Raw genomic sequence first — 17,054 nt, forward strand, 5'->3', positions numbered from 1 at the left:
TCTACTGCTCTTTTTCCTCTTTTTTTATCTCTAAAAGAGGATCAAATTTTGGGCGTTTCAGCCTTGGCGCCTCTTTTGAAAACTTAATTAAATCTTCTACCGTTTTTATATCTTCATCCAAATTCTCCAGACTTAACAAAAACAGTCCATAGGTTGTAATGACATCGCTCATGGCTCTGTGATGCCTGGCTTCCGGATTTAATCGCAGTGTTTCATTCAGATAGGAAAGTGCATATCTGTAAGAGACAATAGTTCTTTCAGCCAAGGCAAGAGAACAGAGACTCCTGTTTAGCAGGGGTTCCAAGCCGATTTTTTGCAGGCTTTTGGATATAAAGCTGTAATCAAATTTGACATCATGGGCAACAAACACGGCATTACCCAAGAAGAGTTTAAATCGTTGCAGAACATCTTTGAGTTGAGGCGCATTTGTTGTATCATCGACAGTTATGCCTGTAATCTCCGTGATATGAGGATTAATTTCTTTGGTATGGACCAAAGATTCAAATCTGTCTATGATTATTCCATTTTTTACTTTTACAGCAGCAATTTCAATGATCTGGTGTTTTTCTATTTTTGAACCGTTTGTTTCGATATCAACGATACAGAATTCTGCCTGATGGATAGGAATAAATTTTGTATCGAAATAGTAATATCCCTGGTGTCTGATTACATGTAAACCCTGTGCCTTCCAGAGTTCTATGGAAAGTTCAAGCTCTTCGCTCAGTTGCTCTTTGAGTGTTTTTAAAGAGAGCCCGCGTGAAGAGAGTCGTGAAATGCTTTTGGCATCAAGATTGAAATTATCAGTGAGCATTGTGTATAAACTCTCTTACTTTAGCTGCATCTTTTTTCCCGTGTGATATTTCTACACCGCTGCTGACATCAAAAGCATAAAAACCGTACTTTTTCAGAGCCTGAATGTTGTCGGGAGTTAAGCCGCCGGCAAGAATTATTTTGGAACATTCAACGCCCTCAAACCATTCTGCATTAAGTTGTTTTCCTGCACCGCCATATGCTTCACAGTAGGCATCAACAAGTCTGTACTCATCAGCATATTGGAGGACATCTTCTTTTTTTTGTGCTCTTACAACTTTGATATAAGGGATTTTCAGTGCCTCATAAAATGCCTCGTCTGCTTCAAAATGAATCTGGGCAAGTGTCGCACCAACCTCTTTACATGTAGCATTGACTGTCTGTGCATCGACGTTGACAAAGAGGGCTACTTTCTCAACAAAAGGAGGAAGTTTTTGAATAATTTTTTTTGCCTCAGCAGGTGTTAAGTAGCGTGGAGATTTTTCATAAAATACAAATCCAAGTGCATCAGCTCCGGCATCTATTGCCGTCATAGCATCCTCATAAGAGGTAATACCGCAGATTTTTGTACGCATTATATTTGTAAGCTCTTTATCGCTTTGGCTCTGTCTTCGTGCTTGAAAACATAGCTGCCGGCAACAACAACATCAACGCCGGCTTCTTTGAGTGCATGGATATTTTTGTCACTTACCCCGCCGTCTACCTGGATAAGACATTCGGGATTGAGTCTTTTCCTCATAGCATCAAGTTTTTTTGCTTTTGGAAGTACGGAATCTATGAAAGATTGCCCTCCAAAACCAGGATTCACACTCATAAGCAAAACCATATCCAAATCACCAAGAAGGTATTCCAATTCTTCGGGAATTGTGTTGGGATTGAGCACTATACAGGGTTTGATACCAAGAGAGCGGATTTTTTGTATGAGCCTGTGCGGGTGTTTTTCTTCTTCTATATGAAAAGAGATATATTTTGGCTGCAGAGGTGCGAAAAGCTCTACAAAAAAGGTGTTGTTCTCGACCATAAGATGAATATCCAGGGGTTTTGTAGCAGCTTTGGCTATGGCCGAAACCACAACCGGCCCTATCGTCAGATTGGGTACAAAATGCCCGTCCATGACATCTACATGTACCAGATCACACTCCGCTTCACATATTTCCTGTACATCCCGTGCCAAATTTCCAAAGTCTGCCGAGAGAACGCTAGGGGCTACTTGCATATTCTTCCTTTTAAATTATTGTGGAATTATAAACTATAATAGCTTTTACCTTGTTAAGAAAAACAAAAACTTGTCATTATCAAAGGATAAATCAACCTGAACACCTTTTTTTCCTTTGGCAACTTCTAGCAGTCCTTCAACATTATGGTAGGTTCTCGGAAGAGTAATATCCACACTGATGTGTTCGTCTGCCAAAAGTGTTTTTACTTTTCCTCCGACAATGTTGACAAGTTCAGCCAGAGTATCAAGTATCATCTCTTTGTCGTCAGTACTCTCCCCAATAAGCAGTTCGCAGGCTTTTTTCGCAATGCCCAGCGGAAAAACAAGCATAACCATGCCGTCAATGTCTCCGTAAAAACCGATAGAGCTCGCTATTTTTCCATCTTTGTCAGTAATTTCAATTTTGTCTACTTTTGCCGCATCTTTTACTGCTTTTGAATTGGTCATCATCTCTATAGTGGCTACAGTCGCATCAATAAATCTTGGCAGTTCTGTTACCAGTACTTTGTTAAGTGCACGTTTGTTCTTTGTCGCAGCTGCACTGCTGGCACCAAGTTCGTCCAAAAGTTCTTTGTTTTGCAAAATATCATCCATCTGTTCAAAAAACATGATGCCGGCATCTTCAAGTGTCTCTTTGAAAGAAAGAGGTGTTTTGTCAAAAGACATGCCTACAAAACATATGGTGGCATTGTATTCGGCAGAAGATGATGCAAGCTTTGAGAAAAAATTAAGAGCATGAATATTCATACTGACAACTTTGTAGGCATCAAAGATAAAAAGTCTAAAACCGACATGCAGGGAGTTGTTGTGATAGGCTATATTAAAAGTATTGCCTATTTCCGCATCCAAAAATGAAGAAACAGTGTATATGATGGCATTGCCCGTAACTCTTGTTGCAACTTTTTGTCCCATTTGCCCGAGATATGTGTCTTCTATGATGACATCATAGGCATTTTCTACTTTTGCTTTTTGTAAAAACTCTTCTTTTGTCTGTGCAACTATCGGGTTGTGCCCATTGTTGTGCAACTCTATTGCCAGAGCGGCTCTTTGTGACTTGTCTTCACTGTAAAGGAGTATATTTTTATTTTTTTCTTTGAACCCGTCTGCAAACAGAGAAGCGATTTGCTGAGTTTTAAAGAGTGAAAAACTTAAATCGCCATCATAAAATTTTTTAAAAGCATCATATTTCTTTTTGTCATAATCACAAAAACCGACGATTATATGGTTTTTGCTTCTGACTTTTTGAAACATTTTTACAAAAGTATCCAGACCGTTTCTGTTGAAGAAAATAACTTTTTTTAGTGAAACAAGAATCATCGAAGCATTGCTTTTGAGTGTGGCATCTATATCTTCTATGCTCAGAAAGGAACTTCCTGACGAACCGTCAAGGAATCCCTGAGGGTGAAATACGCCGATTCCTTCTCTAATTACCGCTCTCATGAAATCTCCATCAGTTTTGAAAAGTCATCATAGATGTCGCTGACAAAATCAATTTGAAAGTCAATAAAATCATTCAATCCGGCTTCAATAAAAACAGGTTTTGACAGGGTGTAAAAGAGTAGCAGATGCATCCATTTTCCAAGTTTGTTGTTTGTTTCATCCTGAGACGGTTTAATGCCGGAAGATGCCTGAATGATATCGGCAATATTTTTGGGCATTTCCCATTTTTGGGAAATTCTTTCGCATATATCAAACAGGTCCATATTGCAGAGTCTCTGCAATATGGTGTTGAGATCAATCTCATCTACACTTCTAAGAAGCTTTACATCTTCAATTTTTTCACAAAAGAGTGCTTCGGATACTATGATACTTGCAGGGAGCAGAGCAACAGCACTCTGAAGGTCTTTATCTTCTATCTGCAAATAAGCGGTAATTTTGTGCCAGTCAACAGAGAGTCCGGCCTGTAAATCATAAAAAGAAGATTTGTTCAGTTTGAAGAGTTTCCATTTTGCGGGAGAAAGCAAAGAGATCATATAGTTGTAAGCCGCCTGCTGTGATCTTGAGACACCAAGTATGCCAAAAATCTGAGAAACATTTGTGACTTCATTTTTAAACCCGTACAAAGGTTTGTTCACCAACTCTTTCAAATAGGCATTGAGTGCAGGGTCATTCTGTGCCACTTTTGCTGCTTGAACCAGATCACCCTGATCAAGCAAAGCGAGCGTCTGTTTTAAAATCTTTGGTGATGGCGGTATTTTTTCTATAAATGCGTCTATCTGTTGTAATGTAATCAAATTTTACTACTTTATGTTGGATATTATATATTCTAACGAGATTAAGATAAAATTCAAATAAAGTATAGAAAGTATATTCTCAAAAAAAACAAAACAGGCTTAAGTTGCAGTTTTGCTTTTGTTTGCTATAATTCGCAACTTTAAAATATCATTCAAGGATACTCAAATGGCAAGAAGATGTGCTATCAGCGGCAAAGGCCCGATGAGTGGGAACAATGTTTCTCATGCAAAAAACAGAACAAAGCGTCGTTTTTTATTAAACCTAAGAACAGTTCGTATTACATTAGAAGACGGTACAACGAAGAAGATTAAGATTTCTGCAAGAGAATTACGCACACTTAAGAAAAATTCGTAGACTATAGGAATCAGTTTTGAATCTTTTACCAAGGATTCGCAAGTTCCTAAATTGGGAGAGCCCTCCCAAACCTGATCCCAAGCTTCTTCCTGAAGTTTATTCCCACCTTAAAGCTTTTCGTCTCCCTTTAATTTTAACAGTATTTGTAATGTTAATAGGAACATCCGGATATGTTCTTATAGATAATTTTACAATAATGGATGCAATTTATCAAACGGCCATTACTTTTACTACTGTTGGGTTTGGTGAAATTGCTCCAATATCAAACGCAGGAAGAATTTTTACTATCAATTTAATTATTGCAGGGTTTGCAGTATTTTCAAGTGCTATAGGTATTTTGGTTTCAGAACTGAACAAGGGGCATATTGTTGCCATAATGAAGGAGAGAAGAATGCTGTACAAAATAGCAAGACTTAAAAAGCATTTTGTTGTGTGTTATCATAATGATTATACAATAGAAGTAACAAAACAGTTGCGAAAAAACCATATTCCTTTTATTGTGATTGATCCAAGAGCTGAAATCCATGAATGGGCAATAGAGCATAAATATCCGCATTTTTTGCAGGCACAGCCTCATGCTGAGCTCTCAATGCTCAAAGCACATCTTTCTTCTGCAAAAGGTTTGATTACTTTGTCGAGTTCCATTGCTGACAATATTGCGCTGATTGCTTCGGTGCGGCTTTTTGAGAAAGAACATTTTTTGCCTCGTCCCTATTATGTGATATCCTCAGCAGAAACAATGAGTGATGTGGAAAAGCTGAAAAAACTTGGAGCAGACACTGTCGTTTCTCCGACAAAACTCACAGCGCAGAGAGTCTCTGCAATGGCAGCCCGTCCCGATATGGAAAATCTGCTTGAAGAATTTTTATATAAAAGTGACAATCCTTTGGATATGCAAGAGATCATAGTGCCGCGTTACAGTTGGGCAGTTCTCAAAAAATTGAAAGAGACACATATCCGGGAAATTGCAAACACATCAGTTGTGGGAATTACCAGAAAAGACGGAAAGCTTATTGGCATGCCAAAGGGAGATACCTTGGTGACAAGTGAGTCGAAACTTCTAGTGATAGGCACACAGGAAGGCATTAAAATAACAAAAGATCTGATTTCAAAAAGAGTCAAACCTAAGGAGTTGAAGTTTGTATAAGTTGATAAAAGTTGATGGTGGGGTTTGTACGGCAGAAGGTTTTTATGCGGATGGTATCAGTGCAGGATTAAAACCGAACAAAGCAAAAGATATGGCTTTTGTTTACAGTGATACCCTGTGTGAAATAGCAACAGCATTTACAACAAACAAAATGACGGCAGCACCTATACGCCACTTTAAAGCAAAAGGTGAGTTTCAAACAAATTTTGTACTTATTAATTCTAAAAATGCCAATGCTATGACCGGAAAAGCAGGTATTGAAGATATAGAAGAAATTTTAGCCACCTTGCCGGAGGAAGTGCACAATCCTGTAATGAGCTCAACAGGTGTTATCGGTGTACGACTGCCAAAAGAGAAGATTATAGCCGGTGCCAGACTTTTTGATTTGAAAAAACGAGACGGCAGTTCGGCGGCGGCAGCGATTATGACAACCGATACTTTTTCAAAACAGATTGCCTACAGAGTTGAGCTTGAAGACGGCAGCAGTTTTCACATTGGTGCAATGGCAAAAGGCGCGGGTATGATTAATCCCGCTATGGCTACTATGCTCTGTTTTATCACAACTGATGCCAAAATTGACAAAGATGAAATGCAAAATATTTTAACTGAAAATGTAAAAACAACTTTTAATGCCGCAAGTGTTGACGGAGATACCTCGACCAATGACACAGTCATGTTGCTCAGCAATGCAAAAAGTAAAGTCTACCACAGGAGAGCATTCAGTGAGGCTCTTTATAAAATTATGCGTTTTTTGGCCCGTGAAATGGTAAGAGACGGAGAGGGCGCGACAAAACTTGTTACCTATGAAGTGAGTGGGGCAAAAGATGATGCGGAGGCAGAGATTGTGGCCAAAGCGCTGACCAATTCTTTACTTGTCAAAACGGCACTCTACGGAGAAGACCCAAACTGGGGAAGAATCGCTTCAACAGTCGGTGCAAGCGGTGCTGATGCGGATGAAGAAAAACTGCGTATTGCCTTTGAAGATGTCTGTGTCTATGACAGGGGAACACTGTATTTCGATGCAGTGATGGAGCAAAAAGCCGGTGAGATAATGAAAAGAGAAGCATTTACCATTTATTGCGATTTGGGAATAGGAGACGGAAAGTTCACAGCTTTTGGCTGCGATCTCGGGTATGAATATGTCAAAATAAATGCAGATTACAGAACATAATCCTCTTTAAACGCCACATAGCGTGAGGCAGAGGCATAAAGTTCTTTTATCTCCTCCTCGCTCAATTCTCTGACAACTTTTGCAGGGCTTCCCATTATGAGTGAGCGTGGCGGAAAAACTTTGTTTTTTGTCACAAGCGAACCTGCTCCGACTATGCTCTCTTTGCCTATAACCGCACCGTCCAGTATAGTAGCGCTCATGCCGATAAGACAGGCTTTTTCTATGGTACATCCGTGCAGCATGACGCGATGTCCTATGGTCACATCATCTTCGATGATTGTCGGATTTCCGTCACTTTTGTCCTCTTTTTTGTAGTGCGTTACATGTATCATACTCAAATCCTGAATATTGACACGATTGCCGATTTTTATATAATGCACATCACCGCGAACGACACAGCCAAACCAGACAGAGCAGTCCTCTCCGCAGCTGACATCCCCTATAACATCTGCAGAAGGGGCTATCCAGCTCCTGTTACCTATAGTCGGAGTTATATTTTTGTATACATGTAACATAAGGCGTGCTCCTTTAACTTTCTATGAAGAGACGGTTAACCAGTTGCTGCACATAGGTAGAGGTCTCTTTTTTGGTTGCTTTTGCAATGCGATTGACATAGTCTTCAAGAAGTTTGTGGTTGTTGATAACCTTTTGCCCCTCTTTTGGTTTGATTTTTATATAGGATCCGTCACTTTGCAGTTCATGTGCAAGGGCATTGTCGGAGCATTGCAGTTTGAGAATCTGTATAATTTTCTTTTTGGCATCTTCATCTTTGATGGCAGTTAAAAGCTCTATACGCCGCACAAGATTTCGGGGCATCCAGTCTGCACTTGAGATATAGACTTTTGATGCATCATTTTTAAAATAAAAAGTACGGGCATGCTCGAGGTATTTTCCCAAAATGGAAACAACTCTTATATTTTCGCTGACATCTTTGATACCGGGCTTCAAACAGCAGATACCACGTACAATAAGCTCGACTTTTACACCGGCTATAGAGGCTTTGTAGAGTGCTCTGATGACATCATCGTCAACAAGTGAGTTTATCTTTGCAATGATATGTCCGTTTTTTCCCTGTCTTGTTTCATTGTGAATGAGTGAAAGGACTTTAGGCTTGATTTGTGAAGGAGACATATATAACTCATTGAGTTTTCCTTTTTTGCTAAAGCCTGTCAAAAAGTGAAAAAAGCGTGTTAAGTCATTGGTGATGGTGTCCTTGCTCGTCATATAACTCATGTCAGTATATATTTTTGCAGTGGAAGGGTTATAGTTTCCTGTGCCTAAATGGGCATACTGCTTGAGTTTTCCGTTTTTTCTTCTTGTGATCAAAGCCGCTTTTGCATGGACTTTAAACCCTTGAATTCCGTAAATAACATGGGCTCCTGATTTTTCAAGGGCTTTTGCCCAGATAAGATTGTTTTCCTCGTCAAAACGTGCTTTAAGTTCAACCATAACGGTAACCTGTTTTCCCGATTCACTGGCATCCATCAAAGATTTGACGATAGGCGACTTTGTCCCTGAACGGTAGAGTGTCATTTTTATAGAGACAACATCAGGGTCTTTTGCCGCATGTTGAATGAGATTTACCACAGGGTCAAAACTCTGATAAGGATGGTACATCAAGACATCCTGCTTTTCCAGGATAGAGAAAATATCTTCATTGTTTTCAAAAGGCGGCAGATTTTTTGGTTGAAATGCCGGTGACAAAAGATGTGCAAAGTTTTTGTTCGATACTATCTGCCAAAGACTTGAGAGATTTAAAAAGGTATGGTATCTGTAGATGTCATCTTTGTATATATGTGCATGACGGTTAAAAAAGTTAATGATTTCATCATCAGCATTTGAACCGACCTCAAGCCGGACCATTTCTCCTTTACGGCGGAGTTTGAGCCCCTCTTCAAGAATCTCCATAAAGTCATCAGCTTCCTCTTCTTCTATGGCAATATCAGCATTTCTTGTCACGCGAAAAGGGGCATATTTGATAAGCTCATAGCCCGGAAAAAGTTCATCAACATGCTTTTCCACAACACTTTCTATCGGTACATAGGTTCCGTTTCCAAGCTCTACAAATCTGTTTAAAACACGGGGAACACGTATAATTCCAAAGCGTTCTATGTTTTCGTTGTCCATATCGCGAAGTTTTACGATAAGTCCGAAACTCAGGTTGTTAAGGTGTGGAAAAGGATGTGTGGCATCTATGGCAATGGGAATAATTACCGGATAGATGTTTTCATTGAAATACTGGTTGAGCTTATGTTTGTCCTGATTGTTCACTTCATCATATGTCTTTACACTGATACCATGAGGCTCAAGTTTTTTAAATATTTCACTTCTGCAGTGCTCGACAACCTGCTGTTCCTGATGCAGATAGTTTCTTATTTCACGAAGCTGTTGCAGAGGTGTCAGCCTGTCGGCCCCTGAGACGATAATACCCGCGGCAAAAAGCTTTTTAAGTCCTGCCACGCGAATCATATAGAACTCATCCAGATTTGTCCCGTAAATGGCAAGAAATTTGAGACGTTCAAGCAGAGGCAAAGATTCATCCTGTGCCTGTTTGAGGACTCTTGTGTTAAACTGTAACCATGAAAGCTCACGGTTTAAATAAAGATTGGGATTTTTAAGGTTTATCATAAAATTTTCACTTTCTTTGGTAAGTTTTTTCTTTATTATAGCAAAGAAATTATTACTATTTGATTACACCTGTGCCGCTCATGTTGGCTGCGTGGTAAATTGTCACACCGTTTTTTCGGGCATAGTACTCTAAAAGCAACTTCTGCAGTGTCGGCTCAATAGAAGGGGTAAACCATGCATTGTTGCTTATGGCAATCATATATTTTACATTGCCATTGTAGAGCTCTTTACATGTAGCCTCATAACAGACGGCATTTCTGAACCTGATACCTTTTATGACAAAGTCTGTCGGTTTTTTTGCCGTAACAAAATCACTTGATCCTTGAAAAAAAGTATCGTTGATGAATTTTTGTGCAAATTTTGGCAGAGGAATGTACTCGCCAAAGGGTACCAGAATGAGTTTTTTGGCAACCTTGTATCTGCCTTTGTCAAACATATAGGTGACATTGTAGTTGAGATTGTTTTCACGCATCAGTGCACCGGCAATGACAGTGATTTTTTCAGAAGCCTTACGAAGTTCCTGCATCAGTTTCGGCATTTCATTCATAAAAAGAGGGAAGACAGATTCGGGGAATATGACAACATCATAGCCTTCTGCCTGTGCCTGACGGATTTTTTCAAAAATCATGGCAACGGTAGGGTAGAGGCTGCTTCTCTCCCACTTGACACTTTGGGGGATTTCTGTTTGTACCAGCTTTATTTTCAGGGGCGCATCATGCTGCTTGGGATAGCCGTAGTTATAGGCAAAAACGAGAAGCAAAAGAGGCAAATATCTGTATTTTTTGTTTTTTATCAGTGAAGGCAGGGAGAGGGCGAGCAAAACAGCCGCCAACTGATATTTGTAAACACCTATATAACTGTTGACAAACAAGAGCTCAATTTTCATCCAGTTCCAGCCAAGCGGTTCAAAAAAGCTGAGCCCAAAAAGCAGTAGGGCCCGTATATAGGGCTTGTCTGTAAAGGCAAGCGGTGCAAAAAAGAGAAGATAGAGAATGCCGAAGCCGAGAGTAACAAAAGGCTCCATATAACCGACACCCTGGTATTTAAAACTGAAACCGATCCAGTAAAACCAAAAGAGTCCTATAAAAAAACCGCTAAAAAGAACCGCTTTTTTAGGAATGCTAAGAAGCAGTGCTATTGCTCCAAGTCCAAAAAGGGTATTGAAAAATTTATTTTCAATGCTAAAATATTCCAAATAGATAAAAGCACTGAAAAGTGCAGCCGTGCCAATTGCGAGTAAAATATTTTTTGTTAAGGAATTCATTTTGAAATTGTACTGAATTTAAGAGCTTATTAGTATATTTTTTGTATAATCGCTGCAATTTTATAAGAGAAGGAAGCACAAGATATGGAAATTATCTCCCAACTACTACCGTTTGTATTTTTAATTGCAATTATGTATTTCGTAATTATTCGCCCACAGCAAAAAGAGGCCAAGGCCAAAAAAGAGATGATTGAATCTCTTAAAAAAGGTGACAAAGTCATCACTAACGGCGGTTTTATCGTTGTTGTTCATAAAGTTGAAGAGAACTTTTTGACAGTAAAACTCAATGATGATACACTCGTAAAAATTACAAAAGATTCCATTGCAAAGAAGTTCGAGGATGAAGCTTAATTATCGCATAGTCATCTTTGCTCTGGCAATAGTGTTTGGAATTGTATTTTCTCTTCCATCCCTTTTACAGACCCAAAGCGGCAAAAAAATAACCTTAGGCCTTGATTTACAGGGTGGACTGCATATGCTGCTCGGTGTGAAAACCGAGGAAGCGACTAAATCACGTATTAAATCAATAGCGGCAAGTATCAAACACTTTGCAGAACGCAATGATATTTTAATAGACGGATTGAGCTTTGACAGCAAAAGTGTAACTTTTGAAGTGCTTGATAGTGACGAGATTAAAAACTTTGATGATTTTTTATCAAAACTTGAAGGTGTGAAAGTTACACACAAAGGTTCTGTCATAACCTTGAGTCTGACGCCTAAAGAGATAGAAAAAACAAAACAGCAGGCAGTCTCGCAGGCAATTGAAACGATCAGAAACAGACTTGACCAGTTCGGACTCTCAGAGCCCGTTGTCGCACGTCAGGGAAAAGACAAGATACTTGTAGAGCTTGCGGGGATTAAAACACCGCAGGAAGAACAGCGTGCACGCGAGTTGATTTCTCGTGCGGCAAAACTTGAGATGATGGCAGTTGATGAAGCCAGAAATGCACGTGTTTACAATATGAGTGACGCAGATGCGGCGGCATACGGTGATGTGATTTTAGAAGATGTGAAAAATCCTAAAATCAAATATCTTGTGCATGAAATCCCTATTCTGGACGGCGGGATGCTTACCGGTGCAAATGTCGGTTTTGACCAAAACAACCGTCCGGTGATTAATTTTAAACTCAATGCAGAGGGTGCTGACATCTTCGGTGATTTTACCGGCAAAAACGTAGGCAAACGTCTGGCAGTCGTACTTGACGGGAAAGTCTACTCTGCACCGAACATTAATGAACGCATCGGCGGAGGCAGCGGACAGATTTCCGGAAACTATACAGTGCTTGAGGCAAAAGATTTGGCGATTGCACTGCGTTCGGGTGCATTATTGGCACCAATATATATGATGGAAAAACGTTCTGTCGGCCCAAGTCTGGGTGCTGACAGCATTAAAGCATCTATGATAGCGCTGATAGGCGGTTTTATTCTTGTTATTGTTTTTATGATGGTTTATTATCGTATGGCAGGGGTAATTGCAAATATTGCCCTGATTGCAAACCTGTTGATTCTTTTGGCGGTTATGAGTCTTTTTGGTGCGACGTTGACGCTGCCGGGTATGGCAGGTATTGTCCTGACGGTCGGTATGGCGGTGGATGCGAATGTCATTATTACCGAAAGAATTCGTGAACTCATTTATGAGGGAAAATCTATGCACAAGGCCATAGAAGAAGGCTACGCAAACGCAATGACGGCAATTTTGGATGCAAATATCACGACGCTGATTGCTTCTGTTGTCTTGTATGTCTATGGTACAGGTGCTATAAAAGGGTTTGCCATTACTATGAGTATCGGTATTTTGGCATCTATGCTCACTGCAATTCTCGGAACACACGGAATTTATCAGATGCTTGAACCTAAAATGGGCAAAAGCAAAAATTACCGTTTCTGGTTTGGGATTAAAGGATAATTATGGAATTTTTTAAGTATAAACAGCCCATTGATTTTATGGGTAAATCAAAAATTGCGATGGCAGTTTCAATTATTCTTATCTTGGCTTCATATGCGATTTTGGCGACAAAAGGACTCAATTACGGGATCGACTTTGCCGGAGGAACGATTGTTCAGGTAAAGTATGACACAAAAGCCCCTATCAAAGCGATGCGGGAAAAACTGCAGGCAGACAAACTTTTTGACGGTGCTTCCATCAGTGAGTTCGGTTCTCCGGATGAAGTTGTCATTCGTATGAAAACATCGAGTGCGAGTGTAGCAAAAGACATCGGTGATGTTGCAAGAGCAGCACTGCAGGGTACAGGCAATTTTACGATTCGCCGTGTTGATATTGTAGGTCCAAAAGTAGGTTCAGAGTTAAAAGAGAAAGGGCTTATGGCACTTTTTCTCTCTATAGCCGCGATTCTTGTTTATGTGGCATTTCGATTTGAATGGCGATTTGCCGTGGCTTCTATAGCCGCGTTAGTGCATGATGTCTCGATTGCAATGGGTGCGGTGGCTCTCTTTCAGATTGATGTCAATCTTGATGTACTTGCTGCAATACTGACACTTTTGGGATATTCGCTCAACGATACAATTATTGTCTTTGACCGTATCCGCGAAGGGATTACAAAATCCAAAAAAGCGAATTTGACAGAGATTATCAATGAATCTATCACAAGAACGCTTGCCCGTACGACACTGACCTCTTTAACGACCTTTTTTGTGGTTTTTACACTGTTTATGTTTGGCGGAGAGATTATTCATGCCTTTGCATTTACGCTTTTGGTAGGTATAATCGTAGGAACATATTCGTCCATCTTTGTTGCTTCACCGTTGTTGATACTGTTTGGTTTTGATGTGAAAAACTATCATGCAAAACTGGCAGAAAAAGCAAAAAGAGAAGCAGAAAAAAACAGAATGCGCGAACAGTTTGAATCAGGAGTTATGTAATGGATTGGGGTAAAGTAGTATACGTATTTTTTTCATTAATGAGTCTTACATCGATCGCAGGGTTTTTATATGAAAATACGGCTATTTCATTGTTTATAGCCGCAAGTGTGAATCTGATTTCAACAATTTTAAAAATCGGTGTGCGTAATCTGCTTTCAGCCGAACTGTTGGCATCTTCTTTGGTGGCAGACCTGCACCTGATTCCGGCATTTGTCTTTTTGGTTATTGTGCAGAATGATTCCTGGGCAATTGCCCTGGCAATCGGTGCATTGATTGCCAATGTATTTTCAATGGGACTTGTCTACATTGAGAGCAGTAAAACACACGAAGAATATTAACAGGAAGAATAAAATTGGAATATAACGCAAAAACTATAGAAAAAAAATGGCAGGAATATTGGAATCAAAACGAAAGTTTTGAGCCGAGTGAAGATTTTACCAAAGAGAAAAAATACATTCTTTCAATGTTTCCGTTTCCAAGCGGACGCCTGCATATGGGACATGTAAGAAACTACTCTATCAGTGATGCTTTTGCGCGGTACCACAGACAGCAGGGCAAAAATGTTTTACACCCGATTGGCTTTGACAGCTTTGGTATGCCTGCGGAAAATGCTGCTATAAAAAACGGTTCACATCCTAAAAGCTGGACCTATGACAACATTGACTATATGAAAAACGAATTTTATTCTCTGGGTTTCTCTTTCTCACGTAAACGTGAATTTGCCACAAGTGATGAGCTTTATACGAAGTTTGAACAGGGCTTTATCATAGATATGTATAACAAAGGTTTGCTGTACCGTGAAAAAGGGATGCTTAACTGGTGTCCGCATGATCAGACTGTTTTGGCAAACGAGCAGGTAGTGGATGGATGTTGCTGGCGATGTGACACACCGATTGTCAAAAAAGAGATGAATCAGTACTATTTTAAAATTACTGCTTATGCAGACGAACTTTTAAATGATTTGAAAAAACTTGAAGGTGGCTGGCCAAAACAGGTTCTGACGATGCAGGAAAACTGGATAGGCAAGTCAAACGGACTTGCTTTTGATTTACACTTTGATGAAGCAAGTCAAGCAAAACTTTCGCATACATTTGAGTGTTTTGATGTTTTTACAACAAGACCTGACACCATTTACGGTGTGAGTTATACGGCTTTGGCACCTGAACATGAAATTGTTTCGTATATGATTGAGAACAAACTGCTTGATGCGGATGTTGTCGCAAAAATTGAGACTATGAAAAACACCTCTTCAATCGAGCGGCAAAAAGAGAAATCGGGTGTTTCTCTTGGTTTACATGTAACGCATCCGCTCACAGGAGAAAAAATTCCTGTCTGGGTGGCAAATTTTGTGTTGATGGATTATGGAAGCGGAGCGGTTATGGCCGTACCTGCACATGATGAGAGAGATTATGATTTTGCTAAAAAGTATGACCTGCCTGTAAAACCGGTTATCAAGCCTTTTAAAACAGAACATGACTTTTCAAAATCTGCTTTTACAGAAGTCGGTGAGCTTATAAATTCCGGCGAATTTACAGGGATGAACTCTCAAGAGGCACAGGAAAAAATCATAGCTGTGTTTGAACAAAAAGGTTTGGGCAAAAAGACGACAAACTATAAACTCAAAGACTGGGGTGTGAGTCGTCAAAGATACTGGGGTGCACCTATTCCTTTTATTCATTGTGAGGCGTGCGGTCTTGTTATGGAGAAAAAAGAGAATCTTCCTGTGGCTCTGCCGGATGATGTAGAGATTACAGGAGAGGGAAATCCTTTGGAAAAACACCCGACATGGAAACACTGTAAATGTCCGGAGTGTGGCAAAGATGCTGTTCGTGAAACAGATACGATGGATACTTTTGTAGAATCCTCCTGGTATTTCCTGCGTTTTTGTGCATCGCCTCAAAACTGGGAAAAAGAGGCATTTTCACCTGAGCAGATAAAATACTGGATGCACCAAAAAGGGCATGAAGGTGTTGATCATTACATCGGTGGGATAGAACATGCGATTTTACACCTTTTATATGCGCGTTTTTTTACAAAAGTGTTCCGTGATTTGGGTTATATTGATTTGGATGAACCTTTTGAGAAACTTTTAACCCAGGGAATGGTACTTAAAGACGGGGCCAAAATGAGCAAATCAAAGGGCAATACGGTTGACCCTGATGCCATCATTGAGAAATACGGTGCAGATACGGCACGTCTGTTTATACTTTTTGCCGCACCGCCGACACAGGAACTTGAATGGAATGACAGTGCTGTTGAGGGTGCCTACAAGTTTATAAAAAGATTTTTTGAGCGAACTGCAAATGTCTTTACATGTAACGAGAAGCCTGAAATCAATCATGCAGACTTGAGTAAAGAAGAGAAGTTTGCCCGTAAAAAAGTCTATGAAGCACTCAAACGTGCCGAAGATGTTTATAATGAAAGATACACATTTAATACAATGATTGCCGGTGTCATGGAGGCGATGAATGCGCTCAATGCACAAAAAAATGCAGATGTATGGACGGAAGGATACTGGATACTCAGCTCGATTATGGAACCTGTTATTCCTCATACCTGTCATGAAATCAGTGAGCAATATTTCAAACTGAACAACCTGGCTCCGCAAGAAACAGTAGAAGAAGTTTTTGTAGAAGAGAGCATCTCTTTGGGTGTTTCTCTCAACGGGAAAAAAAGAGGGGAAATTGAAGTTGCCGCTGATGCTGATAAAGAGACAATTATTGCAGCAGCAAAAGAAAATATTGCCAAGTGGCTTGAAGGCAAAGAGATTGTCAAAGAGATTTTTGTTCCTAAAAAGCTTGTCAATATTGTTGTAAAGGGCTAAGAATGAGAAAATATTCACATGCATTGAAGGTATTTGTTCTTTTGATTCTTCTTGTTTCAATGAATGCATGCGGATATAAGCCAAGTTCAAAGTATGCCAGAAGTGTCATTGGTTCAAAAATATACACACATGTTGTCATTTCAGCTTTGGATCCCCAAAATACCGTTTTAATAAAAGATGCGGTAGACAGCGCCATTGTGGAAATTTTTCATGCCTCTCTAACAGACAAATCCCATGCCGATACAACGTTGAATTTTTCTCTGACACCACCGAGTTATTCGCCAATTCAGTATAATGCAGAAGGGTATATTATTGCATATCGGGCAAAAATTGTTTTAAAGATTGCAAGAGAATCAAAAAATATTAAAAAAACGTATACGGCAAGAGGTACCTATGACTTTTCGGTTGTACCAAATGCTGTTATAACAGATCAGGAACGATTTGATGCGATAAAATTCAGTGCCATCAAGGCTATAGCATCTTTTGTTGCACAGGTCTCAGCAGAAGGATCACAACTATAAATCA

At 39.8% G+C, this 17,054-nt stretch carries 17 protein-coding genes; 9 read left to right on the forward strand and 8 right to left on the reverse strand.

Annotated features, from left to right (window positions below):
* Window position 1: 1 nt before the first annotated feature.
* The 5 genes from MLC35_RS02970 to MLC35_RS02990 are packed head-to-tail and all read right to left on the reverse strand — an operon-like array spanning window position 2 to window position 4,260.
* On the reverse strand, window positions 2-811 hold the full coding sequence (locus tag MLC35_RS02970) for a 3'-5' exonuclease (RefSeq protein ID WP_151900920.1): 810 nt from the start codon (window positions 809-811) through the stop codon (window positions 2-4).
* Window positions 801-1,385 carry a phosphoribosylanthranilate isomerase gene (locus tag MLC35_RS02975; protein ID WP_434637750.1) on the reverse strand — a complete coding sequence of 195 codons (585 nt, stop codon included), beginning with the start codon at window positions 1,383-1,385 and terminating at the stop codon, window positions 801-803. The genes MLC35_RS02970 and MLC35_RS02975 overlap by 11 nt, the downstream gene beginning before the upstream one ends.
* On the reverse strand, window positions 1,385-2,026 hold the full coding sequence (gene rpe / locus MLC35_RS02980; RefSeq protein WP_434581221.1) for a ribulose-phosphate 3-epimerase: 642 nt from the start codon (window positions 2,024-2,026) through the stop codon (window positions 1,385-1,387). Before rpe ends, MLC35_RS02975 begins: the two co-directional genes overlap by 1 nt.
* A gap of 45 nt (window positions 2,027-2,071) precedes the next feature.
* On the reverse strand, window positions 2,072-3,466 hold the full coding sequence (locus tag MLC35_RS02985) for a chemotaxis protein CheX (RefSeq protein WP_346389435.1): 1,395 nt from the start codon (window positions 3,464-3,466) through the stop codon (window positions 2,072-2,074).
* Window positions 3,463-4,260, reverse strand: coding sequence for an HDOD domain-containing protein (locus tag MLC35_RS02990; protein WP_151900916.1), 798 nt, complete (start codon window positions 4,258-4,260; stop codon window positions 3,463-3,465). The genes MLC35_RS02985 and MLC35_RS02990 overlap by 4 nt, the downstream gene beginning before the upstream one ends.
* Window positions 4,261-4,426: 166 nt before the next feature.
* Here MLC35_RS02990 and rpmB point away from each other — a divergent pair, with 166 nt between their 5' ends.
* From rpmB to argJ, 3 genes are read left to right on the forward strand one after another with little or no spacing between them, the layout of a single operon-like run.
* Window positions 4,427-4,615 carry a 50S ribosomal protein L28 gene (gene rpmB, locus MLC35_RS02995; RefSeq protein ID WP_013326380.1) on the forward strand — a complete coding sequence of 63 codons (189 nt, stop codon included), beginning with the start codon at window positions 4,427-4,429 and terminating at the stop codon, window positions 4,613-4,615.
* A gap of 16 nt (window positions 4,616-4,631) precedes the next feature.
* Window positions 4,632-5,762 (forward strand): potassium channel family protein, encoded by a 1,131-nt coding sequence (locus tag MLC35_RS03000; protein ID WP_188109979.1) that lies wholly within the window; start codon window positions 4,632-4,634, stop codon window positions 5,760-5,762.
* Window positions 5,755-6,933 carry a bifunctional glutamate N-acetyltransferase/amino-acid acetyltransferase ArgJ gene (gene argJ / locus MLC35_RS03005; protein ID WP_434637753.1) on the forward strand — a complete coding sequence of 393 codons (1,179 nt, stop codon included), beginning with the start codon at window positions 5,755-5,757 and terminating at the stop codon, window positions 6,931-6,933. Before MLC35_RS03000 ends, argJ begins: the two co-directional genes overlap by 8 nt.
* Here argJ and MLC35_RS03010 read toward each other — a convergent pair.
* The 3 genes from MLC35_RS03010 to MLC35_RS03020 are packed head-to-tail and all read right to left on the reverse strand — an operon-like array spanning window position 6,921 to window position 10,825.
* Entirely contained in the window at window positions 6,921-7,448 is a 528-nt protein-coding gene (locus MLC35_RS03010) for a gamma carbonic anhydrase family protein (protein WP_434637755.1), read from the reverse strand. The two genes, argJ and MLC35_RS03010, sit on opposite strands and share 13 nt — an antisense overlap.
* A 13-nt stretch (window positions 7,449-7,461) precedes the next feature.
* The gene (locus MLC35_RS03015) at window positions 7,462-9,561 is read right to left on the reverse strand and encodes an RNA degradosome polyphosphate kinase (RefSeq protein WP_434637757.1); all 2,100 of its coding nucleotides are present in this window, start codon (window positions 9,559-9,561) and stop codon (window positions 7,462-7,464) included.
* Window positions 9,562-9,616: 55 nt separating this feature from the next.
* A complete protein-coding gene (locus MLC35_RS03020) occupies window positions 9,617-10,825 on the reverse strand; it encodes an apolipoprotein N-acyltransferase (protein ID WP_434637759.1) in 1,209 nt (402 codons plus the stop codon).
* Window positions 10,826-10,909: 84 nt separating this feature from the next.
* On the opposite strand from MLC35_RS03020, the gene yajC reads away from it, so the two are divergent.
* The 6 genes from yajC to lptE are packed head-to-tail and all read left to right on the forward strand — an operon-like array spanning window position 10,910 to window position 17,050.
* Window positions 10,910-11,176 carry a preprotein translocase subunit YajC gene (yajC, locus tag MLC35_RS03025; RefSeq protein WP_151900910.1) on the forward strand — a complete coding sequence of 89 codons (267 nt, stop codon included), beginning with the start codon at window positions 10,910-10,912 and terminating at the stop codon, window positions 11,174-11,176.
* Window positions 11,166-12,731: a protein translocase subunit SecD gene (gene secD / locus MLC35_RS03030; RefSeq protein ID WP_151900909.1), complete on the forward strand. Its 1,566-nt coding sequence runs from the start codon at window positions 11,166-11,168 to the stop codon at window positions 12,729-12,731. Before yajC ends, secD begins: the two co-directional genes overlap by 11 nt.
* A 2-nt stretch (window positions 12,732-12,733) precedes the next feature.
* On the forward strand, window positions 12,734-13,705 hold the full coding sequence (secF, locus tag MLC35_RS03035; protein WP_151900908.1) for a protein translocase subunit SecF: 972 nt from the start codon (window positions 12,734-12,736) through the stop codon (window positions 13,703-13,705).
* Entirely contained in the window at window positions 13,705-14,043 is a 339-nt protein-coding gene (locus tag MLC35_RS03040; RefSeq protein WP_151900907.1) for a DUF6394 family protein, read from the forward strand. Before secF ends, MLC35_RS03040 begins: the two co-directional genes overlap by 1 nt.
* A gap of 14 nt (window positions 14,044-14,057) precedes the next feature.
* Window positions 14,058-16,529, forward strand: coding sequence for a leucine--tRNA ligase (leuS, locus tag MLC35_RS03045; RefSeq protein WP_434637761.1), 2,472 nt, complete (start codon window positions 14,058-14,060; stop codon window positions 16,527-16,529).
* Between the two features lie 2 nt (window positions 16,530-16,531).
* The gene (lptE, locus tag MLC35_RS03050) at window positions 16,532-17,050 is read left to right on the forward strand and encodes an LPS assembly lipoprotein LptE (protein WP_188109978.1); all 519 of its coding nucleotides are present in this window, start codon (window positions 16,532-16,534) and stop codon (window positions 17,048-17,050) included.
* Window positions 17,051-17,054: the final 4 nt, after the last annotated feature.

The sequence above is a fragment of the Sulfurimonas sp. NW7 genome (assembly GCF_051132265.1).
In the GTDB taxonomy this organism is placed as follows: domain Bacteria; phylum Campylobacterota; class Campylobacteria; order Campylobacterales; family Sulfurimonadaceae; genus Sulfurimonas; species Sulfurimonas hydrogeniphila.